This is a genomic window from Pseudodesulfovibrio sp. 7M6, from assembly GCF_050058625.1.
GTDB classification, from domain to species: domain Bacteria; phylum Desulfobacterota; class Desulfovibrionia; order Desulfovibrionales; family Desulfovibrionaceae; genus Pseudodesulfovibrio; species Pseudodesulfovibrio salinus.
Genome location: NZ_CP188816.1, coordinates 2444278 through 2467048 on the forward strand (window position 1 = coordinate 2444278; position 22771 = coordinate 2467048).

Annotated in this window: 24 protein-coding genes; 17 read left to right on the top strand and 7 right to left on the bottom strand. The window is 59.1% G+C overall.

The window, feature by feature from the left end; genetic code table 11:
- Positions 1–10 precede the first annotated feature (10 nt).
- On the bottom strand, positions 11–382 hold the full coding sequence (locus ACI0FG_RS11665; protein WP_419785172.1) for a response regulator: 372 nt from the start codon (positions 380–382) through the stop codon (positions 11–13).
- Between the two features lie 215 nt (positions 383–597).
- Between ACI0FG_RS11665 and ACI0FG_RS11670 the strand changes: the two genes are divergently transcribed.
- The 7 genes from ACI0FG_RS11670 to ACI0FG_RS11700 all read left to right on the top strand — a co-directional run bounded on the left by ACI0FG_RS11670 (position 598) and on the right by ACI0FG_RS11700 (position 6327).
- Positions 598–795, top strand: coding sequence for a hypothetical protein (locus tag ACI0FG_RS11670; RefSeq protein ID WP_419785173.1), 198 nt, complete (start codon positions 598–600; stop codon positions 793–795).
- A 108-nt stretch (positions 796–903) separates the two neighbouring features.
- Positions 904–1827 carry an ATP-binding protein gene (locus ACI0FG_RS11675; protein ID WP_419785174.1) on the top strand — a complete coding sequence of 308 codons (924 nt, stop codon included), beginning with the start codon at positions 904–906 and terminating at the stop codon, positions 1825–1827.
- 2 nt (positions 1828–1829) lie between these two features.
- On the top strand, positions 1830–2849 hold the full coding sequence (locus ACI0FG_RS11680) for a glycosyltransferase (RefSeq protein WP_419785175.1): 1020 nt from the start codon (positions 1830–1832) through the stop codon (positions 2847–2849).
- Positions 2850–2890: 41 nt separating this feature from the next.
- Positions 2891–3535 carry a site-2 protease family protein gene (locus ACI0FG_RS11685; protein ID WP_419785176.1) on the top strand — a complete coding sequence of 215 codons (645 nt, stop codon included), beginning with the start codon at positions 2891–2893 and terminating at the stop codon, positions 3533–3535.
- A gap of 24 nt (positions 3536–3559) precedes the next feature.
- Positions 3560–4549 (top strand): tryptophan--tRNA ligase, encoded by a 990-nt coding sequence (trpS, locus tag ACI0FG_RS11690; protein ID WP_419785177.1) that lies wholly within the window; start codon positions 3560–3562, stop codon positions 4547–4549.
- A 77-nt stretch (positions 4550–4626) separates the two neighbouring features.
- Positions 4627–5055, top strand: a complete 429-nt coding sequence (locus tag ACI0FG_RS11695) for an FKBP-type peptidyl-prolyl cis-trans isomerase (protein ID WP_419785178.1) — start codon at positions 4627–4629, stop codon at positions 5053–5055.
- Positions 5056–5145: 90 nt separating this feature from the next.
- A complete protein-coding gene (locus ACI0FG_RS11700; protein ID WP_419785179.1) occupies positions 5146–6327 on the top strand; it encodes a pyridoxal phosphate-dependent aminotransferase in 1182 nt (393 codons plus the stop codon).
- 127 nt (positions 6328–6454) lie between these two features.
- Here ACI0FG_RS11700 and ACI0FG_RS11705 read toward each other — a convergent pair whose 3' ends face one another.
- The gene (locus tag ACI0FG_RS11705; protein ID WP_419785180.1) at positions 6455–6916 is read right to left on the bottom strand and encodes a 4Fe-4S ferredoxin; all 462 of its coding nucleotides are present in this window, start codon (positions 6914–6916) and stop codon (positions 6455–6457) included.
- Positions 6906–7904 carry a 4Fe-4S dicluster domain-containing protein gene (locus ACI0FG_RS11710; RefSeq protein WP_419785181.1) on the bottom strand — a complete coding sequence of 333 codons (999 nt, stop codon included), beginning with the start codon at positions 7902–7904 and terminating at the stop codon, positions 6906–6908. Before ACI0FG_RS11710 ends, ACI0FG_RS11705 begins: the two co-directional genes overlap by 11 nt.
- A 390-nt stretch (positions 7905–8294) precedes the next feature.
- On the opposite strand from ACI0FG_RS11710, the gene ACI0FG_RS11715 reads away from it, so the two are divergent.
- Positions 8295–9605 carry a citrate synthase gene (locus tag ACI0FG_RS11715; protein WP_419785182.1) on the top strand — a complete coding sequence of 437 codons (1311 nt, stop codon included), beginning with the start codon at positions 8295–8297 and terminating at the stop codon, positions 9603–9605.
- Positions 9606–9693: 88 nt separating this feature from the next.
- Positions 9694–10470, top strand: coding sequence for an NAD kinase (locus ACI0FG_RS11720; protein ID WP_419785183.1), 777 nt, complete (start codon positions 9694–9696; stop codon positions 10468–10470).
- Between the two features lie 92 nt (positions 10471–10562).
- Here ACI0FG_RS11720 and ACI0FG_RS11725 read toward each other — a convergent pair whose 3' ends face one another.
- Positions 10563–13739, bottom strand: coding sequence for an efflux RND transporter permease subunit (locus tag ACI0FG_RS11725; RefSeq protein ID WP_419785184.1), 3177 nt, complete (start codon positions 13737–13739; stop codon positions 10563–10565).
- Positions 13740–13754: 15 nt separating this feature from the next.
- Positions 13755–15002 (bottom strand): efflux RND transporter periplasmic adaptor subunit, encoded by a 1248-nt coding sequence (locus tag ACI0FG_RS11730; RefSeq protein ID WP_419785185.1) that lies wholly within the window; start codon positions 15000–15002, stop codon positions 13755–13757.
- A 178-nt stretch (positions 15003–15180) separates the two neighbouring features.
- On the opposite strand from ACI0FG_RS11730, the gene ACI0FG_RS11735 reads away from it, so the two are divergent.
- The 8 genes from ACI0FG_RS11735 (at position 15181) to ACI0FG_RS11770 (ending at position 20968) form a co-directional block, all read left to right on the top strand.
- A complete protein-coding gene (locus ACI0FG_RS11735) occupies positions 15181–15471 on the top strand; it encodes a DUF1844 domain-containing protein (protein ID WP_419785186.1) in 291 nt (96 codons plus the stop codon).
- Positions 15472–15483: 12 nt separating this feature from the next.
- The gene (gene argC, locus ACI0FG_RS11740) at positions 15484–16539 is read left to right on the top strand and encodes an N-acetyl-gamma-glutamyl-phosphate reductase (protein ID WP_419785187.1); all 1056 of its coding nucleotides are present in this window, start codon (positions 15484–15486) and stop codon (positions 16537–16539) included.
- Positions 16540–16602: 63 nt separating this feature from the next.
- Positions 16603–17994, top strand: coding sequence for a tRNA uridine-5-carboxymethylaminomethyl(34) synthesis GTPase MnmE (mnmE, locus tag ACI0FG_RS11745; protein ID WP_419788387.1), 1392 nt, complete (start codon positions 16603–16605; stop codon positions 17992–17994).
- Between the two features lie 2 nt (positions 17995–17996).
- Positions 17997–18275 (top strand): hypothetical protein, encoded by a 279-nt coding sequence (locus ACI0FG_RS11750; RefSeq protein WP_419785188.1) that lies wholly within the window; start codon positions 17997–17999, stop codon positions 18273–18275.
- Positions 18276–18301: 26 nt separating this feature from the next.
- The gene (locus tag ACI0FG_RS11755; RefSeq protein ID WP_419785189.1) at positions 18302–18751 is read left to right on the top strand and encodes a pyridoxamine 5'-phosphate oxidase family protein; all 450 of its coding nucleotides are present in this window, start codon (positions 18302–18304) and stop codon (positions 18749–18751) included.
- 6 nt (positions 18752–18757) lie between these two features.
- Positions 18758–19342, top strand: a complete 585-nt coding sequence (locus ACI0FG_RS11760; protein WP_419785190.1) for a GDSL-type esterase/lipase family protein — start codon at positions 18758–18760, stop codon at positions 19340–19342.
- Position 19343: 1 nt separating this feature from the next.
- Positions 19344–20387: a threonine aldolase family protein gene (locus tag ACI0FG_RS11765; RefSeq protein ID WP_419785191.1), complete on the top strand. Its 1044-nt coding sequence runs from the start codon at positions 19344–19346 to the stop codon at positions 20385–20387.
- Positions 20384–20968 (top strand): TIGR00730 family Rossman fold protein, encoded by a 585-nt coding sequence (locus tag ACI0FG_RS11770; RefSeq protein WP_419785192.1) that lies wholly within the window; start codon positions 20384–20386, stop codon positions 20966–20968. Before ACI0FG_RS11765 ends, ACI0FG_RS11770 begins: the two co-directional genes overlap by 4 nt.
- 104 nt (positions 20969–21072) lie before the next feature.
- Here the strand turns inward: ACI0FG_RS11770 and ACI0FG_RS11775 are convergent, their stop codons facing one another.
- Together ACI0FG_RS11775 and ACI0FG_RS11780 are read right to left on the bottom strand one after the other, a co-directional pair.
- Positions 21073–21255, bottom strand: a complete 183-nt coding sequence (locus ACI0FG_RS11775; RefSeq protein WP_419785193.1) for a hypothetical protein — start codon at positions 21253–21255, stop codon at positions 21073–21075.
- A gap of 13 nt (positions 21256–21268) precedes the next feature.
- Positions 21269–22591, bottom strand: coding sequence for an SDH family Clp fold serine proteinase (locus tag ACI0FG_RS11780; protein WP_419785194.1), 1323 nt, complete (start codon positions 22589–22591; stop codon positions 21269–21271).
- Between the last annotated feature and the right edge of the window lie 180 nt (positions 22592–22771).

The window sequence follows — 22771 nt, forward strand, 5'->3', positions numbered from 1 at the left end:
AGGCGTATGGCTAGGCGCCGGCCTTGTTCAACGCCATCCGCACCTTGTCCTTGAGTTCGGTCAGGTCCACGGATTTGACCACATAGTAGTCCGCGGAGATGGACTTCAGGTCATGCTGGAAAGAATCATAGGCCGTGGAAAGAATGACCGGAATCTTCTGGTCCTTCGACCGGATTTCCTGCAACAGGTCCAGGCCGGAGCGGTTGACCCCGAGTTTGATGTCCAGAATGACGATGGTCGGCTGTTCGCGGGCTATGACGTCGAGAATATCTTCCTCGCCGTCCGAAGTGGCGACAACGTAGCCGTCGGCTTCCAGTTCCTCACGATACAGCATGCGGATATGCTTTTCGTCGTCGACAACGAGAATCTTCGGTTGGCTCATTGCGTCCTCCTTAAAATTTGGCCGTGAGAAAAGCCTACGCGATATTGTTCTTTAGGGTCAATACGACTTTCCCACTTTGCACCAAATTCTAACACTCGTCCAATATATCCGATCATATGAGCATTCTTCCGACATATATCGGCCTTGAACTCTCGCTCCTGCCCGGTTAGAAGGTGTATTCGCACCGGCAACGCGCCGGAACAAGGAGATTCTGAGTGATTACAGTAAATCTGGAACCAGAAGGCAAGGAAATGCAGCTATCGGACATCCGTAGCGTACTGGGCCTCTTGAACAAACTCGGCCTGCGCCACACCATGGCAATTGTTGCGCGAAACGGAGAACTGCTCACCCCGGACCGCAAGCTGCTCCACGGCGATACGCTGCTGGTACGCAAAGTCACCTCCGCCGGTTAGCAACGAAACGACTCGGCAAAACGGCGGCCGACACATGGTTTGGCGACATTTTTTTTGCCACAACACCCTTTTTAGATATTTTCAAATGCCCGACAGGATATACCGCCCATGAAATGTTCCCGCTGCAAGGCGACGGCCTGCGTCTCCCTGCCCAGCCACCACTCCGGATTCTGCCCGGACTGCTTCCGCCTCTTCTTCACCCGCCAGGTGGAGACGGCCATTCGCCGCGAAAAAATGTTCACCAAGGACGAGCGCATCCTGGTGGCGCTTTCCGGTGGCAAGGATTCGCTGACGCTGATGCTCGAGCTCTCCAATCTGGGCTATGACGTCACCGGCCTGCATATCGACCTTGGCATCCCCAATTCCTCGGAGAAGGCGCGGGCCAAGGTCGAGGCCTTTTGCGACGAGCGCGGCCTCAAGCTCGAAATCTTTGAAATGGCGAAGTGGGGCCTGCCCATCACGGACGTAAAGGCCTTTTCCTCCCGCCCGGTCTGCTCGGTCTGCGGACGGCTCAAGCGGCACCACTTCAACCGCATCGCCATGGAAGGCGGCTACGACGCCCTGGCCACCGGCCACAATCTGGACGATGAGGTGGCGCGACTCTTCGCCAATACCCTGCGCTGGGATGTGGGCTACCTTTCCAATCAGGGGCCGGTGCTTCCGGCCAGCGACGGGTTTGTCCGCAAGGTCAAGCCGCTCTTCCGGCTCAGCGAGTTCGAGACCGCCAACTACGCCTTTCTCCAGGGCATCCAGATCCATTCCGATCCCTGCCCCTATGCATCGGGCGCCAGCTTTACCAGCCACAAGGAACTGTGGGGCGAACTGGAACACCGCAGCCCGGGGCAAAAGCTCCAGTTCTACCAAGGCTTCCTCCAGCGCGGACGCCGCGCTTTTGCCGCCCTGGACGCCCTGGAAGGCGATACGCTCGCGCCATGCACCGAGTGCGGCTCGCCGACCAACGCGGGCATCTGCTCCATCTGCCGGATCAAGGAATCCATCCGCCTCAAAAAGCTGGAAGTCGGAGAGCAGTAGGCATGGACGTCCCCACTGTCTCCGTGACGCTACCGTGCCATGACTGCGCGGCAACCGTGGGCAGAGCCGTAAAAAGCCTGCTGGCACAGGAGGGGACGGATTTCGAGATAGTGGTGGTCAACGACGGCAGCACCGACGACACCGGGGCGGTCCTGGACGAATTCGCCCGGCGGGATGCCCGGGTCCGGGTGCTCCACCGCGAGCACCGGGGCGTGGTCCATGCCGCCAATGCGGCCATTACGGCCGCACGAGGCCGATATCTGGCCCGCATGGATGCGGACGACGAATGCCTGCCCGGCAGGCTGGCGGCGCAGGCCAAGCTGCTTGATGATCGCCCGGCCATCGGCCTGACTGGCTGCCGGGTCCGTTTCGGCGGCAACCGGCGGAGCAGCGCGGGCTATGCCCGGTATGTGGACTGGACCAACACCCTGCTCACGCCCGAGGCCATTTCCCTGAACCGGTTCGTAGAATTTCCGGTGCCCAACCCATCCATCATGTTCCGCCGCGAATGCCTGGAAACACACGGCCCGTACCGCGACGGGAATTTTCCCGAAGACTACGACCTCCTCCTGCGCTGGCTGGAAGGCGGCGTGCGCATGGCCAAGGTGGACGCGGAACTGCTGGTCTGGAACGACCCGCCGGGTCGGCTCTCACGCAACCATCCGCGCTATGACGTGGAGGCGTTCTACCGGGTGAAAACCGGATATCTGGCCCGCTGGCTTGAACGGCACAATCCGCATCATCCCGAGGTGCGCATCCTCGGCGCGGGACGCATCACCCGCAAGCGCGCGGACCGACTGCTCGATCACGGCATCCACTTTACGGCCTATCACGATGTCGATCCGCGCAAGGTCGGCAACAGAGTCCACGGGGTGCCTGTTCTCGACCGCTCCCAACTTCCCGCACAGGGCGAGGCCTTCTGTGTTTCCTACGTGGCCAGCCGGGGAGCGCGCGAGGAGATCGAGGAGTTCCTGGAGGAAAGGGGGTACGAGCTAGGCCGCGATTTCATTTCCGCGGCGTGATACAGCTTGCCCCGCAACGCCTTCCATGGTAGCCGCTCCACATGCTCGACTTCTTTTCTGCCGAACGGCTTCAGCTCTACGCCATCATGATTCCGGGCCTGCTTACGGCCCTGATTCTGCATGAGGTGGCGCACGGCTATGTGGCCTATCTCCTCGGCGACCCCACGGCCAAGTCCCAGGGAAGGTTGACCCTCAACCCGTTCAAGCACCTGGACCCCATCGGCACCATAGCCTTCTTCATCGTCCAGTTCGGCTGGGCCAAGCCGGTGCCGGTCAATCCGCGCTATTTCCGCCACCCCAGCAAGGGCATGATGCTCACCGCGCTGGCCGGGCCGGGGACCAACTTCATCCTCGCCGGACTCTTTGCCCTCATTCTGCACGGGCTGGCCGCCATAAATGCCGAACCGGGCACCGCCATCATCCTCATCTGCTACTACGGCGTGTTCGCCAACCTCATCCTCGGCGTGTTCAACCTGATTCCCATTCCGCCGCTGGACGGCAGCAACGTTCTGGCGTACTTTTTGCCCCCGCGGCTGGCCTACAAGTACCATTCCTTCGGGCGGTACGGCATTTTCCTGCTCATCGGGCTCATCCTGCTGGGCAACTTCACCGGGTTCAGCCTGCTCGGGCATCTCATCCTGCCCGCGGTTTCGGCCCTGGCCGCCCTGCTCGGCGTCCCCATGTAAGCAACCTTTATCCTACCAGACATCATGAGCCATACCAAACGCATCGTCTCCGGCATGCGGCCCACCGGGCCGCTCCATCTCGGCCATTACTTCGGCGTCATTGCCAACTGGATCAAACTCCAGGAAGAATACGACTGTTACTTTTTTGCGGCCGACTGGCACGCCCTGACCAGCGAATATGCCGACCCGACCCGCATTGCCGGCTTTGTGCCGGGTCTGGTCAAGGACTGGGTGGCTGCCGGTCTGGATCCCGAGAAGTGTTCCATCTTCCAGCAGTCCCAGATCAAGGAACATGCGGAGCTCTACCTCTATCTTTCCATGTACACGCCCCTGGGCTGGTTGGAGCGCTGCCCCACCTTCAAGGAGATGAACGCGGAGCTGACCCAGAAGGATCTGAACACACACGGATTCCTCGGTTACCCCGTGCTCATGGCCGGGGATATCCTGATGTACAAGCCCGAAGCCGTCCCCGTGGGCAAAGACCAGCTGCCCCACCTGGAGTTGTGCCGCGAAATCGCCCGCCGCTTCAACCACCTGACCTCTTCCGAATTTTTCCCGGAACCGGCCGACATGCTCACCGCCGAGTGCAAGCTCAACGGCCTGGACGGACGCAAGATGTCCAAGAGCTACGGCAACTCCATCAAGCTCTCGGAATCCATGGACGAAATCATCCCGAAAATTCGGGGCATGAAGACCGACGAAAACCGCCTGCGCAAGTCCGATCCGGGCGATCCCGCCGTGTGCAATCTCTACCCCTACCACAAACTGCTCACCGATCCGGCCAAGCTGCCGGAGATTCAGGAAGGGTGCAAAAACGCCTCCTTGGGCTGTGTGGACTGCAAGAAGATACTCATGGAATCCCTGGAACGGTTCCTGACGCCGCTGCACGAACGCCGCGCCGCCTGCACCGATGAACGGGTCGCCGAGATTCTGGAAGCAGGGAACAATCGCGCCAGGGAATATGCGGCCAAGACCATGTCCGACCTGCGCGACCTGGTGAACTTCAAAAACTAGAAACCACGTTTCCCTTTTTCCGCTGATTGCGGTAGGGTCTCAGCCAAACTTATTCATCAACAAGCCAAGGAGAATCCATGACAGCCAGCCAAGGCAGCACCGTAAAGGTCCACTACACCGGCACCCTGAAAAAGGACGGCAGCCAATTCGATTCCAGCGAGGGACGCGAGCCTCTTGAGTTCAAGCTGGGCGAGGGCATGGTCATTGCCGGCTTTGAACGCGCGGTCATCGGCCACGGCCCCGGCGACAAAGTCTCGGTCGAAATCCCCCCGGCAGAGGGCTACGGCGATATCAACGGCGAGCTGGTCTTTCAGGTCCGCCGCAACCAGATTCCGCCCGAGGTCAACCTGGAAGAAGGCATCATGCTGGAAATCCGCACCGAAGACGGCAGCCCCGCCTACGTGCGCGTGGCAGAGCTGGACGACGAGATGGTCACCCTGGACGGTAACCATCCCCTCGCAGGCGAGACGCTTATCTTTGAAATCGAGGTTGTAGAAGTAGCTTAATTTGCTACATATTGATTAACGTTTACCTATTTCCCCCGCCCCGTGCCGACACGGCTGGGGCGGGGGATTCGCTTTGGAGAGGCGAATACCATGAGCATATCCGAACGTTGCGCGTCCATGACCCCGTTTCTGGTCATGGAGATTCTGGAGGCGGCCCAGGCCATGGAACGGGCCGGGCACTCGGTCATCCACCTGGAAGTGGGTGAGCCGGACTTCGATACGCCTGATTGCGTCAAACGCGCCTCCTGCAAGGCACTGGACGACAACCAGACCCACTACACCCACTCGCTGGGACTGCTGGAACTGCGCCAGGCCATCGCCGCCGACCACAAGAAACGCTACGGCGTCACCGTGGACCCGGCAAACATCGCGGTCACCCAGGGCACCAGCCCGGCCATGCTCGCCGTATTCTCCACTATTCTGGAGGCAGGGGATCAAGTCATCAGTTCCGATCCCTGCTACGCCTGCTACGACAATTTCATCACCTTTGCCGGAGCCGAACCGGTCAAGGTCACGGTAACCGAAGACGACGCCTTCCAGTACCGTGTGGCCAACATCAAGAAAACCCTGGACGAAAACGACCGGGTCAAGGCCATCCTGATCAACTCCCCGGCCAATCCCACCGGCTCCTTGCTTTCCGCCAAGCGGATGCAGGCCATAGCCGAGCTGGCGGAAGAGCGCGGCCTGTGGATCGTATCGGACGAAATCTACAACGGACTGGTCTATGAAGGCGACGAGCACTCCATCCTGGAATTCTCGGACCGCGCCTTTGTACTCAACGGTTTTTCCAAGCTCTATGCCATGACAGGCTGGCGCCTGGGCTATATCATTGCCCCGGCCGCCTTCATGCGCACCCTCCAGACCGTGTGCCAGAACTTTTTCATCTCGGCCAACACCATGGCCCAGTGGGGCGGCGTGGCCGCTCTCACTGACCCGGAATCCGAAAAGGACGTGGCCCGGATGAAGGCCACCTACGACAAGCGCCGCCAGTACATGCTGAAACGGCTCAAGGGGATGGGCTTCAACATCAAGCACGACCCCACCGGGGCATTTTACGTGCTGGTGAACATGCGCCATCTGGCCAAGGCGTTCGAGGGCTCTTCCCTGAAGCTTGCCTATGACATTCTGGAAAAGGCGCACATCGGCTGTACGCCCGGCATCGACTTCGGCCCCGGTGCCGAGGGCTTCATCCGCTTCTCCTACGCCAATTCGATGGAAAACATCGAGGAAGCCATGAACCGCCTGGAGCAGTATCTGGCTGACCGAGGCTGAAAGCCGCCCAAGTGAAGCGACTTCCGTTTGCGGCCACGACCCGCCGATACAGTCATTTTACCCAGCCAACAGACACAAAAAAAGGGGAGCTTCGGCTCCCCTTTTCACTGTCAATTTTTCTTTCGGATCATTTCCATCGGGCATAGGCCGACTGTTTTCGAATCAGAGCGACAAGGGCGAGGACACCCATTACCATGGCCAGGGTCAGATGGACCCATTCGATGGTCAGGATCACCTCGGGCGGCAGGGTCACGCCCGGCAGGTTGCGATAGACGCGCAGGCCGCCACTGACCAGCAGCCCTGCCACGACGACGACACGAGCGGTTCCCATACGGGTAAGGGACAGCCTGCACCGCCATTCCAACAGCCAGTTGATCGCCACCATGGCGGCGAGAAAGAGCAGGATAGCTCCGCACACGTAGTGCAGCCGGTGCACGAGGTAGAAATCACCGGTCCAGGCCAGTCCAGGCACCTCGGTCAGCGCATACCGCTTGGCCAGCGGCATCTGCATCATGCCCGTGGCCCCGAGGGCTGCCATGCACAGGATGAACAGCCTGCTAATCCAACGCGGATAGGGTCTATTTATCATTATCCGCCCCCTTGCCGACCAGTTTGGCTCCCAGCCCCAGGAACCCGGCCACAACACCCGCGATGGGTGCTGCCAGAGCGGCTGCGGCCAAATTGCTCTCGTCGGCCATCACATCCTTGACCCGCTTCAGGTGCGGCTTGCCCTTGCCCTTCTCCACCGCCTTGTTCAGCAGTTCGAACGGCACGGGTGAAACATAGAAGGTGTTGGTTCCGCCGTTTTCCTCCAGGCCGTAAATGAATCCGTCCATGGACCGGGCCAGCTCCCGCGCCTTGATCTCCATCTCGGCCCTGGGACCGATGGTCTGAACCCCTTCGGGACAAACCGAGATGCACGCCGGGACCTCCCCCTTGTCCAGCAGCTGATAGCAGCGGTCGCACTTGTACATGACGCCGTTGCCCGCAAGACGGGGCATGAGATGCAGGTAAAGCCCCACGCCGGACTGGCGCTGGGGGATATGCCACGGACAGACCGCCCGGCACTTGGCCCCGCCCATGCACAGATTGTCCGAGATGCGCGTCAGGCCGTTGACCTGTTTGTTGGCCGCGCCGAACGGACACATGTTCGCGCACGGTGGATTCTGGCAGTGCATGCATCGGCGCGGGATGTTGATTTCGTATTGCTCGCCCTTGTATTCCACCTCGGCCGTCTGGATCATCAGCCAGTTGTAGGGCGTCAGACGATCGTCCACATCCCGCTTGCCGGACCAGTCCTCGGGCCTGGCCCTGCCTGCGGGCATCATCTTTGGAAAAGGCTTCTTTGGCTCCGGGAACTTGTGGGCGTTGGACTCGCGGCACGCGTCCACGCACGCCCCGCAACCGATACATTTGGAAAGGTCCAGCAACGTGGCCAGTTCGGCTCCGGACGCCGGGGGCACACGTTCCCCGACAGCCGCGGCACCGGTAGGCACGAGCAACCCGGCACTACCAACGCCCAGGGCCTTCAGAAAGCCGCGTCGGCTCACACCGGTGTTTTTTTTGTTGTCCTGCATGACGGTAATATTCCTCGCAGTTGATGGTTGGCCGCAATTCGGCAGCACCACTCCCTACTCCGAAATACCCTATAGAGGTACTATTCACCATGTCAAGGTGACTTGCCCGAACCATTCGCAATGACGGCCAAAATAATGGGAAGCTATGCGGGCTATTATTTTATACTACATGCTTATTCCATTATTTGAAACCTCAGAGAGACACCGGGATTTGACACTTTCGCTGCTTCTGCTATAATTCCATGTATTAGACAGCCGAGTCCGCTCCACGAAATCTTCCACGTTTCGATCGGCCGGCATCCGACACACCGTTCGGACCCAATTTACAACCGAAGCTTGTTTTGTACCCGCTGTCATAACGGGGGGCTAACGTTTTTCAGGGGATTCGCCATGCTGCAAGAGAGAAAAGATACTAAAGAAAAGACTGCCTACCTCATTCTGGACGGCACCACTTACGAACTGCCCGTAGTCATTGGCACCGAAAACGAACACGCCATCGACGTCACCAAGCTCCGAAGCCAGACCGGCTACATTACGTATGACCCGGGTTTTGCAAACACCGGCTCGTGCTCAAGCGCCATTACCTTTGTGGATGGTGAGAAGGGTATCCTGCGCTATCGGGGCTACCCCATCGAAGAGCTGGCCGCTCACGGCACCTTTATCGAAACCGCCTATCTGCTGATCTTCGGCGAGCTGCCCTCCCGGGGCCAGCGCCAGAAATTCCGCGAGATTCTGAGCGAGCAGGAGCTGCTACACGAGGGGCTGCGCCACCATTTCGAAGGTTTTCCCTCCACCGGCCACCCCATGGCCATTCTGTCGGCCGTCATCAACGCACTGGGCTGCTACCATCCCGATCTGCTGGAACTGACGAGCCACAATGACTTTCTGCGGGCCGCGGCCAAGATCATCTCCAAGGTCCGCACCATTGCGGCATGGTCCTACCGCAAGGCGCAGGGGCTGCCGTTCATGTACCCGGACCCCAAGCTCTCCTACTGCCGGAACTTCCTGCACATGATGCACTCCATCCCGCACCGGAACTTTGAGCCCACGGATGCGCAGGTCCGCGCCCTGACCCTGTTCTTCCTGCTGCACGCGGACCACGAACAGAATTGCTCCTGCTCCACCGTGCGCATGGTTCAGTCTACCGAGGCCAACCTTTTCGCCTCGGTCTCGGCCGGTATCTGCGCCCTGTGGGGAAGGCTGCACGGCGGTGCCAATGCAGGCGTCATCCAGATGCTCGAAGAAATTCATGAAGGCCAGTCTTCCATTTCAGACTACCTGGATAAAGTTAAGCGCAAGGAATGCAAGCTGATGGGCTTTGGTCACCGCATCTACAAGAGCTTTGACCCACGGGCCAAGATTCTACGCCAAGCTGCCCAGGACATGCTCGACTCCACAGGCAATGATGATCCGCTGCTGGATACCGCCATGGAACTTGCGGAAGTGGCCCTCAACGACGAATACTTCATCGAACGCAAACTGTATCCCAACGTGGACTTCTACTCCGGCATCATCCTGCGTGCCCTCGGCATCCCGGTCAACATGTTCCCGGTAATGTTCGCCATAGGCCGCATGCCCGGCTGGATCGCCCACTGGCACGAGTGCTACATGGATATGTCTACCCGTATTCACCGGCCGCGCCAGGTCTACACAGGCGAGAGCAAACGCTCCTACGTCGAGCTCGATAAACGTCTTCCCTAGAGAATAGGCCCGGCCTGGTGCCGGGCCTATTCTCTATTTCATAGCATTTCAAAGCCGATGCCGTCGGGGTCATGATAAGGATGCCCGCATGCAAGATCATCGCATAGAAAAAATCGCCTGTGTGGCGTCCCATGCACCAGAAGCCATGGCCGGACTGATGGCCATTTCCGAACGGTACTCCATTGTTCCGGTGGAGGAAGCCGACGCCATAGTCGTACTCGGCGGCGACGGATTCATGCTGCACACCATGCATGTCCACATGGAGTCCGGCCTGCCATTTTACGGCATGAACCGGGGCACGGTGGGCTTTCTGCTCAACGAGTATTCCGAGGACGACCTGCTCCAGCGGCTCAATACCGCCCGTCGGCAGCTCCTCTACCCCTTGCAGATGTGCGCATCCACAACTTCGGGCGAATGCCATAAGGCCCTCGCCTTCAATGAGGTCGCCCTGCTGCGCCATTCCCAGCAGTCCGCCCACATCCAGGTGAGCATCAATGGTCAGGTCAGGCTGGAAAACCTTGTCTGCGACGGCATCATGGTGGCGTCCCCGGCTGGCTCCACAGCCTACAACCTTTCAGCCAGGGGACCGATAATCCCCCTTGGCTCCAATGTCCTGGCCCTGACCCCGGTCAGCGCCTTCCGGCCCCGGCGCTGGCATGGAGCACTCCTTCCGCACACCGCGCAGGTTCGTTTCGACATTCTGACCCCGGAGAAACGGCCCGTCAGCGTTTCCGCAGACTCCTTCGAAGTCCGCAACGTGACCAGCGTCACCGTCTGCGAACACAGCTCGGTCAGCGCCGTGGTCCTCTTCGACCCCGGCCACTCGCTGGAAGAGCGCATCTTCAACGAACAATTCGTCAACTGACCGATTCGTTCCTTTCCCGAAAAACGACAGGGCCGGAGCACTTTCCAGTGCTCCGGCCCTGATTGTTTCTTATTACAAGCCGCAAGCCGGGATTACCCGTCATCTTCAGGCGGAACTTCCCCGCTCGTCGCCTCATCCTTGGCCCCGGGCTTCACCTTGCCGCTGACGCGGGCGGCGATGCTCTGCACCGCCACATACAGGGAGGGAATGACCAGAACGCCAAAGGTTGTTGCCGCGATCATGCCACCGAACACCGAGGTGCCGAGGGCATGTCGGCTGGCCGATCCCGCGCCCGCCGCCGTCACCAGCGGAATGACACCCAGAATGAAGGCGAAGGAAGTCATGAGGATGGGCCGAAAACGCAGCTTGGCTGCCTCCATGGCGGCATCCTTGAGCGGCATACCGTTGTCGTACCGCTCCTTGGCGAACTCGACGATGAGGATGGCGTTCTTGGCCGCCAGCCCGATGAGCATGACAAGGCCGATCTGGGCATAGACGTTGTCGTCAAGGCCGCGCATCCACTGCGAAGCCATGGCGCCGAAAATGCCGAGCGGCACGCAGAGGATGACCGCAAACGGCGTGGCCCAGCTTTCATACTGCGCCGCCAGCACCAGGAAGACCATGACGATGGCCAGCCCGAAGATCATGCCGGTCTGCCCGCCGGAATTCTTTTCCTGATAGGCGAGCGCGGTCCAGTCGTAGCCGTATCCCTGCGGCAGGGTCTGGTCCGCCACTTCCTCCATGGCCGCAATGGCCTGACCGGTACTGTAGCCCGGCCTGGGGGAGGCGTTGAGTTCCACGGTCTGGAACACATTGTACCGCTGGATATACTCGGGCCCGTCGATCCGCTTGGCCGTGCTCAGGGTGGTCAGGGGAACCATTTGGCCGTCCTGGGAACGCACATAGAACTTGGACAAATCCTGAAGCTTGGTCCGGAACGGAGCATCCGCCTGGACCATAACCCGGTAGATACGGCCGTATTTGTTGAAGTCGTTGACGTAGTAGCCGCCCAGATAGGTCTGAAGCGTCTCGAATACCTCGTTGAGCGGTACGCCGAGTTTCTTGACCTTGTCACGGTCGATATCCACCGAATACTGCGGCACCTTGTCCGAAAATGTGGTGAAGATGCTGACCAGTTCAGGCCGTTTGGATGCCTCCTGGACAAAGGACCGGGTAACAGCCGCCAGTGCGCTCACGGTCGAACCGCTGCGGTCCTGCACTTCGAACTGCAAGCCGCCGGTGGAACTCAGGCCGGGAATGGGTGGCGGGGTAAAGGCCACGACCGTGGCCTCCTGAATGCTGGCGAAATTCTTACGGGCCGCCCCCACGATGGAAGCAAGGGAGAGCTCGGGCGTGGTCCGCTCGGACCAGTCGTCCAGCACCACGAAACAGGCGAGGTTGTACGAGGAGTATGCTCCGGTCAGCAGGTTGAACCCGCCCAGGACCTGGAAATCCTTCACGCCCGGCGCGGTCTTGAGGTACGCCTCCATCTTGTCGGAGACCTCCCTGGTCCGTTCCAGGGACGCGCCTTCCGGCAGCATGGCGTTGACGATGAAATATCCCTGGTCCTCATCCGGCACAAAACTGGAGGGCAGGATGGAGAACAGGCCGCCGCAGCCGCCCGCCACCACGCCGATGAGCACGATGGAGAGAGCGGCCCGGCGCATGAGCGCCCCCACTCCCTTGCCATACTTGTTGGTCACGGCGTCGAACATCACGTTGAACTTGTCGAAGAACCAGCCGAGCGGCCCACGAATGGGCTTGTATGGCCGGAGCAGCAACGCGCTAAGCGCGGGCGACAGGGTCAGGGCGTTGATGGACGAAATGACCACCGAGACCGACAGGGTCAGGGCGAACTGCTTGTACAGCTGGCCGGTGATGCCGCCCATGAAGCCGACGGGCACGAAGACCGCCACCAGCACCAGCGTACTGGCGATGATCGGGCCGGTGACCTCGGTCATGGCCTTTCGCGTCGCTTCCCGAGGTTTCAGCCCTTCTTCGTCAATGATGCGCTGGGTCGCCTCCACCACGACGATGGCGTCGTCAACCACGATGCCGATGGCCAGCACAAGGCCGAAGAGCGACAGGGTGTTGATAGAGAAGTCCAGAAGCGGGAACAGGGCAAAGGTACCGATCAGCGAGACCGGCACGCAGACCATGGGAATGATGGTCGTTCGCCAGTTCTGCAGGAAAATGAAGACCACCAGGAAGACGAGGATCAGGGCCTCGTACAGGGTCTCCATAACCTCGTCGATGGAGGAATGGACGAACCGGGTGGTATCATACGGAATGGAGTAGGTGACGCCATCCGGAAAATTCTTGGAGAGGTCGTCCATGACCTTGTAGACCTGTGAGGCCACATCCAGGGCATTGGCGCCCGGCAGTTGGTAGATGAGCAGGACGGCGTTGTCCTGGCTGTTCAGGTGGGCGAAGGTATAATAGTTCTTGGCCCCCAGCTCCACCCGGGCCACGTCGCGCATCTTGACCGTGCTGCCGTCGTCGTTGGCCTTGAGGATGATGTTGCCGAACTCCGAGGGATCGGTAAGCCGTCCCTTGACCCGCATGGACATCTGGAACTGCTGGTCCTTGGGGGTCGGCGGCATGCCGATCTGCCCGGCCGGGGCCTGGACGTTCTGCTCCTGGACCGCGCCGATGACATCGCTGACGGTCAGGCCGTACGTGGCGATCTTGTCCGGGTCCAGCCAGATACGCATACCGTAGTCCTGGTCGCCGAACAGGTTGACGTCGCCCACGCCGGGGATGCGCCGGATGGCGTCATAGACGTTGATCTTGGCGTAGTTGTTCAGAAAGAGCGTGTTGTACTGCGGCAGCTTGGAGTTCAGGCTGACCATGAGCACCATGTCCGGCGACTGCTTTTTGACCGAAACGCCCGAGTTGCGGACATCCTGCGGCAGCTGTGCCGAGGCGAGGTTGACGCGGTTCTGCACGTCGACGGTAGCCAGCTCCAAATCCCGCCCAAGCTCGAAGGTCACGGTCAGAGACATGGAGCCGTCGTTGGCCGAGATGGAACTCATGTACATCATGTCCTCGGCGCCGTTGACCTGCTCCTCGATGGGCGTGGCCACGGACTCCTCCACGGTGCTGGCGTCCGCGCCGGTGTAGTTGGCGGTCACCTTTACCGTTGGCGGAGATATCTCCGGATACTGGGCGATGGGCAGAAACAACGCGGAGAGCGTGCCCACCATCAGGATGATGATGGCCATAACAGAGGCAAAAATGGGACGTTCGATAAAAAAGCGAACAAACATGTATTACCCGGCCTTTTACTCGGTTTTGGCCGGAGCCGTTGTCCCATCCGCGGGGACCGGGGCCGGATCGGGCTGGTCCTGGGAAGCCGCGGGGGCTGCGGACGACTTGTCGTCACCTATCTGCATGGGCACCACCACCGGCTTGATGGTCATGCCGTTTCGCACCTGACGGATGCCGTCCACGATAATCATATCGCCCGGCTTGAGTCCATCGCGGACCACATCAAGGGAGTTCTGCTCAAAACCGAGAGTCAACGGCTGGTTGACCACCTTGCCGTCCTCCTCGACCTTGAAAACGGACTTCATGCCTTGCGTATCGATAACGGCGCGGGAGGGGATGACCACGGCGTCCTTGACCTTTTCAACCAGCAGGCGAACCTTGGCGTACTGGCCGGGGCGGAGCAGTCCCTCGGGATTGGGAAATTCCACACGAATGCCCAGCGTACCTGTACGCGGGTCCACGGCCCGGTCCACCATGTCGAACTTGCCGTTGTGGGGATATTCCTCACCGTCGGCCAGGATCAGCTTGAGCTCGGCGTCATGCGTCTCGGCGTTGGCCTCGCTGCGGCTGCGGCGTGCGCGCAGATAATCCGCCTCCGTGATATTGAAGGTGACATAGACCGGGTCCACCGAAGAGACGGTGGCCAGCAGCGTATTCTCGCCCTGGCCCACAAGGTTGCCGACATCCACCTGCACCCGGCCGATAATGCCGTCGATGGGCGAATAGATGGACGTGTAACCAAGCTGGATCTTGGCATTCTCCACCTGCGCCGAATTGTCGCGAACCTGCGCCTGATACGTGGCAAACTGGGTCTGATAGCTCTCGTATTCGTCGCGGCTGACCACGTTTTCCTCATAGAGCTTCTTGAACCGGAGGTAATCCTTGCGCGCCTTTTCCATCAGGGCCTGATTGTACTCCAGCCCGGACTCGGCCTGTTTGAGGTCTTCCTTGAACGGCTTGGGGTCGATGACGAAAAGCAGCTCACCTTCCTTGACCCTTGCGCCTTCCTTGAAATTCTTCTTGAGCAGGAATCCGGCCACCCGGGCCCGGACATCAACCGTATTCACGGCACTGATGGTGCCTATGAGCTCCGCCCAGTAGGGCATATCCCGCTGCTCCACCTTGACGACCTTCATCGGCTTGGCGGTCGGCTCCTGCTGGGCTTCGGCTTTTTTCTTCTCTTTTTCCGAACAGCCTGACAGCACCAGACAACTCAGCAACAGCACCAAAAAAACTCGGGAAACAAGTTTAGTCATAGACATGGGCACACTCTAAAAATTTGTCGAGGTCAGTCCAATAATTCAAACACCTGCCTAAAATAAACATATACCGAAGTCATGTACAAGTATTTATAGCTGCTTATCCCTCCAAATTGTTGACTGTCGGCCTTTGAGACCTTACTTTTCCGTGAAACGTACACTCGAGATGGAGGGAGGAGCCATGGCTGAAGAAAAATTCTGTAAGGAAAACCCGATGAAAGGGATTCCCCTGGACATAAATTTTACGACGTTCATTTATTCCCTTTCCTCGTCGGCCGTGGTGGCCCTGGGCGAGGCGGAAGATCCGAGTACGGGAAAACTGGAGTTCCACCCAGAGATGGCCAAGCAAACCATCGACGTACTCGGCATGCTCAAGAACAAGTTTGAAAATGGCTTGGATGAAGACGAGAAGAAACTGCTGTGCGAGATCGTGTACAACCTGCGCATGGCTTACGTTAACAAAATGAAATAGCGGGAGATAGGAATGTCCGAGATGATCAAGGCCGGGCTGGTGGGCGTCACCGGCTACACCGGCATGGAACTGGCGCGGCTCATGGTTCACCACTCCTCCATGGAACTGGTATGCGCCACCTCGCGATCCGAGGCAGGCAAGACCATGGCCGATATATACCCGTTCCTGAACCGGCTTCCCCTCGGTTCCCTGGTCATCACCGAGCCCGATCCCGCGGCATTGGCCCGGGAGTGCGACGTGGTCTTCCTGGCCGTGCCTCACAAGACCGCCATGGAAATCGCCGCCGCCCTGCTTGAGGAGGGCGTCAAGGTCGTGGACCTCTCGGCCGACTTCCGACTGAACGACCAAGCCGTCTACGAGGAGTGGTACGCCACGCCCCACACCAAACCGGAACTGCTCGCCGAGGCCGTCTACGGACTGCCCGAGCTGTATCTGGACCAGATCATGGGCGCGCGGCTCATCGCCAACCCCGGCTGCTACCCCACTTCCGCCATCCTCGGACTGGCCCCGGCCGTTTCCGACGGGCTGGTTAAAACCGAAGATATCGTGGTGGACGCCAAATCCGGCGCAACCGGCGCGGGACGAGGAGCCAAGGTGGCCTCCCTGTTCTGCGAGGTGCACGACAGCTTCAAGGCATACGGCCTGCCTTCCCACCGACACACCCCGGAGATAGAGCAGGAAGTCTCCAAGCTGGCCGGAACGCCGGTGACCCTTTCCTTCAATACGCACCTGCTGCCCATTGATCGAGGCATCCTCTCCACTATTTATACCAAGCTGACCCGGGAGACGACGCTGGACGAGGTGCACGCCCTGTACACCGATTTCTATGCGGAAAAGCCGTTTGTCCGCATCCTGCCCAAGGGGCAGCTGCCCGAAACCCGCTTCGTGCGGGGCACGGTATTCTGTGACATCGGACTGGTGGTGGACCCGCGCACGGGCCGTCTCATCATCCTTTCCGCCATCGACAACCTCTGCCGGGGCGCTTCGGGCCAGGCGCTGATGAATGCCAACCTCATCTGCGGCCTGGACATCGACGAAGGCATCCCCATGGCGCCCGTAATGCCCTAACTTGCCGATTGACCGGAAGGCCGCCCGCTTTCCTTCCGGGAAGTCATGGCGTATCCTCCGGACATGCTTGATCCAAGAAAAACAAAGGACACCATCGCGGCCGTAGCCACACCGCCCGGCGAGGGCGGTGTGGGCATCATCCGCATCAGCGGACCGCAGAGCCGCGCCCTGGCCCTTGCCCTGTTCCGGGCCGAGAGCGCGTCGTTCACCGATTTCATCCCGCACCACCTGCACTACGGGCGATTGCTGGACCGGGAAGGCCGCGTGCTGGATGACATCCTGGCCGCGTTCATGCCCGGCCCCAACTCCTTTACCGGCGAAGACGTGGCCGAACTGCACTGCCACGGCGGCCGTGCCGTGCTCGGCGCGGTGCTGGACGAACTGCTGGCGCGCGGCGCGAGACTGGCGGAGCGGGGGGAGTTCACCTACCGTGCCTTTCTGAACGGCCGCATGGACCTGACCCAGGCCGAGGCCGTGGCCGAACTCATCCACGCCCCCACCAAAGCGGCCGTGCATCTCGCGCAGGTCAAGCGCTCCGGCATGTTGGGCCAGCGCATCCGCGAGCTGCGCGCCCGGCTGGAAGACCTGCGAGCCAAACTGGTGGTGGCCGTCGATTTTCCCGACGACGAGGTGGAATGCCTCTCCACGGAGGAACTCGCCGAAACCAGTACCTCGGTACGTGGGGATATCACCGCCCTGCTCGCTGCGGTGGACCGTGCCCGGGCCTGGCGCGAAGGCCCCCTGGCCGTGCTGGCCGGACGGGTCAACGCGGGCAAGTCCAGCCTGATGAACGGTCTGCTCGGCCGCGACCGGGCCATCGTCACGGACCAGCCCGGCACCACGCGCGACTATCTGGAGGAGACCCTCAACCTGGACGGGCTGAACGTCCGTCTGGCCGACACCGCCGGACTGCGCGCCACGGAAGACATGGTGGAGGCCGCCGGGCTCAAGATGGGCCGCGAACTCATGGACCGGGCCGATCTGGTCCTGCTCCTGGCAGATGGCTGCCACCCGGTGGAAGATGAAACGCTTGAGACCGCCTCCGCACTGGGCCCGGACAAGGCCATGGCTCTCCTGACCAAGGCCGACAGGGAGGATTTCGATCCGGCGAACGCGGCTCCGCTCTCCGCGCTGGGGCTTGAGGTTCTGCCGGTATCGTCCAAGAGCGGCGAGGGACTGGACCGGCTGTGCGCCCGACTGCGCGAACGGTTGCTGGGCGGCGCGGGCCAGCCCGACCCCGACGAGCTTGCGCCCAACGCACGGCAAGCGGCCACCCTGGCCGAAGCCGCCGCCGAACTGGATCAATTGTCGCTGGACGCCGAAGCCGGGGTACCCTATGACCTCCTTGGCGTGCGGCTGGAAACAGCCACCACACTGCTGGCGGCCATCACCGGCGACATCGCACCCGATGACGTCCTCAATTCGATTTTCGACAGCTTCTGTATAGGAAAATAGCCATGACGGAAGAAATGAATCCGGCCCAGCCCATCGACATCCGACACGTGACCTGCGGCTTGGTGCCTCTCATGCAGACCCACCTCGACGGCGCTGACCCGGATCAGGATGTCGTGGAATTCCAGGTCCGCCAGGGTATTGAAACCGAGTTGTGGAATTCCTTCGGAACCGGCACGAACTGGCGCATGACCGAGATTCGCAAAGACCTCTTTCACGATGTGGCCCATTTCGAGCGCCAGGAAATCAACGAGCTGGACCCGCTCGGCCTGATGGATTTCTAGGCCGCAGGGTCTTAGGGGGACAAACAATGCGCAAAGGCATAACCGACAACAGCGCCGTCATCACAGATATCCTGAACCGCGCCGAAGTTCTCTGGCTCGCCCTGGCGGACGAGGACGGTCCCTACAGCGTGCCCGTCAACTTTGCGGTTGCGGGGGATATCATCTACATCCACTCCGGGCTCACGGGGCGCAAGGCCGCCTGTCTGGAGTCCGGCGCGCCCCTGGCCTTTTCCACGGCCGTGGACGTGCGCCGCCGCCCGGGCGGCGATGACGCCTGCGACCAGGGGTACCATTTCCGGTCCATCATGGGCCGGGGCACGCCTCGCCTTCTGGAAGGCGAAGAAAAAATGGCGGGCCTCGACGCCATCACCATGAAACACCTGGGCCGGATGCTTCCCTACAAGGAAAAGGTCCTGCCCATCACGGCGCTCTACGCCATAGACATCGAGTCCGTAACCGCACGGGTCAAGGAGTAGAAAGCAATGATCATCAACTACATCGGCGATTCCATCGTCCTGGGCTACGGCGACCCCGCCGGCCTGGGTTGGCCCGGCCGTCTCTCCGGCACACTGCGCACCGGCGGCGAGGACATCACCTCCTACAACCTCGGCGTCCGGCGCGACACCACCCCGAAAATTGCCAAGCGGTGGAAGCGCGAGGTTGAACCGCGCCTGATTCCCGGCGTGCCCTGCAAGCTGGTCTTCAGCTTCGGCGTGGCCGATCAGGTGAACAAGATTTCCGAAAGCGAGACCCTGGAAGCTGCCGAGGCCATGCTGACCGAAGCCAAAACCATGGGCGACGTGCTCGTGGTCGGCCCCACCCCGGTGCTGGACGAGGCCATGTGCGCCCGTGTCGGCTACCTCTCCCCGGCTGTCGGCGGCCTGTGCAGACGGCTGGGAATCCCCTTCATCCCCATGGTGGAGGCGCTGCTGGCCGATCCTATATTTCCCCAGGCACTTGCCGATTTCGACAACGTACATCCCACCGCGCCCGGCTATGCGGCCATGGCGCGGCACCTGCTCGCCGCCCCTGCGCTGCGGGCGTTTTTCGAGATGAAGGAAGACTAACATGAGCGAACTTAAATCCTTTTCCAGCGACAACAACTCCGGGGTGCACCCGGCCATCATGGACGCCGTGGTCCGGGCCAACCATGGCCACATGAAGTCCTACGGCGATGACGAGATTTCCATCCACACCGACGACGTGTTCAAGGAATTCTTCGGCTCCCAGGCGCGCATTCACTACGTGACCACGGGCACGGCGGCCAATACCCTCGGCCTGCGCGCCGTGACACACACCTACAACTCCGTCATCTGCGCGGAGCAGGCGCACATCAACAACGACGAGTGCGGCGCGCCCGAGGCCTTCGGCGGCATCAAGCTGGTGCCCATCCCGTCCAACGACGGCAAACTTACGCCGGGCTCCATCGCTCCCTATCTCGGCCACGTGGTCGGCTTTGTCCACGCCTCCCAACCGCGTGTGATCTCCATCACCCAGCCCACGGAGCTGGGCCGCCTCTATTCCATCAAGGAAATCGAGGACATCGTGGAGTTCGCTCACGACAACGACCTGCTGGTGCACATGGACGGCGCGCGCATCGCCAACGCCTGCGCCGCGCTGGACTGCTCTTTCTTCGACCTGACCACAGCCCTGGACGTGGACCTGCTCTCCTTCGGCGGCACCAAGAACGGCTGCATGATGGGCGAGGCCATGGTTTTCCTGAATTCCAAGGTCGGCAAGGGATTCCCCTTCCTGCGCAAGCAGGCCATGCAGCTGGTGTCCAAGATGCGCTTTGTCTCCGCCCAGCTGGAGGAATATCTGAAGGACGACCTGTGGCTCAAGAATGCCCGGAACGCCAACGCCATGGCCAAACGGCTGGCGGATCGCGCCGGAGCCATCGAGGGCGTGGAAATCCAGGGTCCGGTGGACTGCAACGCCATCTTCGCCCACCTGCCCATGGCGGCCACAGAAAAGCTGCTGAAGAAATACTATTTCTACATCTGGGACGCCCACGCCCAGACCGTGCGCTGGATGACCTCCTGGGCCACCACCGAGGCGGAAGTGGACGAGTTCGTGGCCGACATCGAAATGGCCGTGAAGGAGGCCCGATGAAACGCGTCTGCGTCTACCTCGGCTCCAATCCCGGGTTTAACCCGGCCTATGGCGCAGCGGCCAAACGGCTCGGCGAAGAACTGATCCGGCGGGGCCTCGGCCTCGTCTACGGCGGCTCCAACGTCGGCCTCATGGGCCTGCTGGCCAATACCTGCCTCGAAGCGGGCGGCGAGGTCATCGGCGTCATCCCGGAACGACTGGTGGAAAAGGAAGTGGCTCACACGGGCCTGACCGAAAGCTACGTGGTCAAGTCCATGCACCAGCGCAAGCAGAAGATGGCCGACCTCTCGGACGGCTTCATCACCCTGCCCGGCGGCGTCGGCACGCTGGAGGAATTCTTCGAGGCCCTGACCTGGGGACAACTCGGCTACCACTCCAAGCCCTGCGGCCTGCTGGACGTCAACGGCTACTACGCCTGCCTTGCCGACCACATGGACCGCATGGTCAAGGAAGGGTTCCTCCTTGCGGACCACCGGAGCATGGTCCTGACCTCCTCGGACCCGGCAGACCTCCTGGACCGCTTCGCCACCTACGAGCCGCCGCATGTGGAGAAATGGATTGAGAAAATGGAAAGGCTGTAGCGCTGATTCCAAATTATATACTTTCAAAGAAAAGATTCGTGAGACACCCAAATCGGTCAAAAGCCCCGGCCAGAAACCTGACAGGGGCTTTTGACCGATTTGGGCTAGCAATCAAAACTATAGTAAAGGTTATGTTCTTCTTGGACATGCTCGCCCGGAATAGATAAGCGAACATAGTCCATTGAACTCTGCTCAACCTTAGCATATTTTTCCTGACTTACAATTTTTACAAATTCTTCCATTTTTTCCAAGTCAAAAAACACATTTTCATCCTTAACATCATTCATAGGCCCCCCAAGTTTAATCAATAGCTTTTTTTCCTTTCGCACTCTCTACTTGGTTGCGAAAACCAGAAATGTCAATAGTTGCCCCACATCCACAAGTCAATTTACCATTTTTCGGAAACGGCACTGCACCGCGCGCATGAGCTTGAGCCTCCCCAGCTTTATCCTCACTAAATTTCAAATAATGCCGATGAGTCTTTCTACACTTATCACACAAGATTTCAACTTCAACTATGTTTGCGCTACGTAATTGATCATCTTTGATCTGTGGAACCATAGCAGGTGCTATGCCAGCCGATTTAAAAACTTTATCTGCAGATGTAACAAAACTCTTATAATTATTGCTTGATCCATATAACATTCGTAAGCAAGATTGCATTCTATACACTAGATCAGCCATATTCGGATCGTCGTCAACTCTATCTATTGTCAGCTTTATTTCCTCCATTTCTTTGAGCTTTAAAGATCTTCCATGATCTCTCCATCGATTAATATCTGTTAAATCTCTTGCAATTTCATTTGCACGTTGAATTTTTTTATCTTCTGTAACAGGCTCTTTTTTTGACTCTGTCACATCCCAATTTTTGAACTTATATTGTGGCAGCCAACTGACAACCAATTCTTTTGCAAACTCAAAAGCATTGTATACATGCTTTAATTCTGTTGGGCTTATTTGAGCAACCATTGTAGCTTCGAAAGAATCCAACCGTCCTTCTTTTAAAGCTTTTTCTCTTGTTTCCTCCACCCACTCTAGATATCCATGGGCAGAACCAAAAGCCCTCCCTGTTTTCACTTGAGCATCAATTGGCCCAAGGGCTCCTGTTTCTGTCATAAATATTCTATGGCCAGACAAGGCAAGAATCGTTCCAGCAGATTTTGCCTCACCTGTAATAACAAAATTCACCTCTTCAAATTTTTTATGAAGCAGCTCAGCAATCTCCATAGCTGTGTCACCTCGGCCTCCAGGAGTTTCAAGATAAACAAAACACCTCTCTCCATGAAGATTTCTTATCATATCATAAATCACTTCAAAGTCAGACCTAGTCATAGAGACATCCGGGATTAATCCAACCTTATCCATTGCAGCGGAATAGATAATTAAATGCCCCTTATAATCCCCATTAAACTTTTTGATCAACTCTTGAAGTTCAGCTTCTATCCCCTGCACTCCGATATCTCGGAGCTTTGCAATATATTCAGTAACATATCCCATTGATGTGCCTTTTTGTTCTTCTAATTGATTTTGAAATGTTTGTCCCCAGGCTTGCATCTTCGTTTCGCCAGAACTAAGTGCCTGCCGTGACAACTTAATGCGGGGCTTTCGCTTTTTCTTACTCATATTTTCCTTACCCGTATTTAGTGATAAAATTTTTTTGTGCGGTAATTCATATATAGGATATCACACAATCAAATTAATGAGTAGAAAAACATTTAACATACACCCCCACGGTGATTTCGAGACCTTGTCAAGCTGCCAAGTTATTCCCTTTTTACCCGTTCACGTGTTTATTCCCGCCCT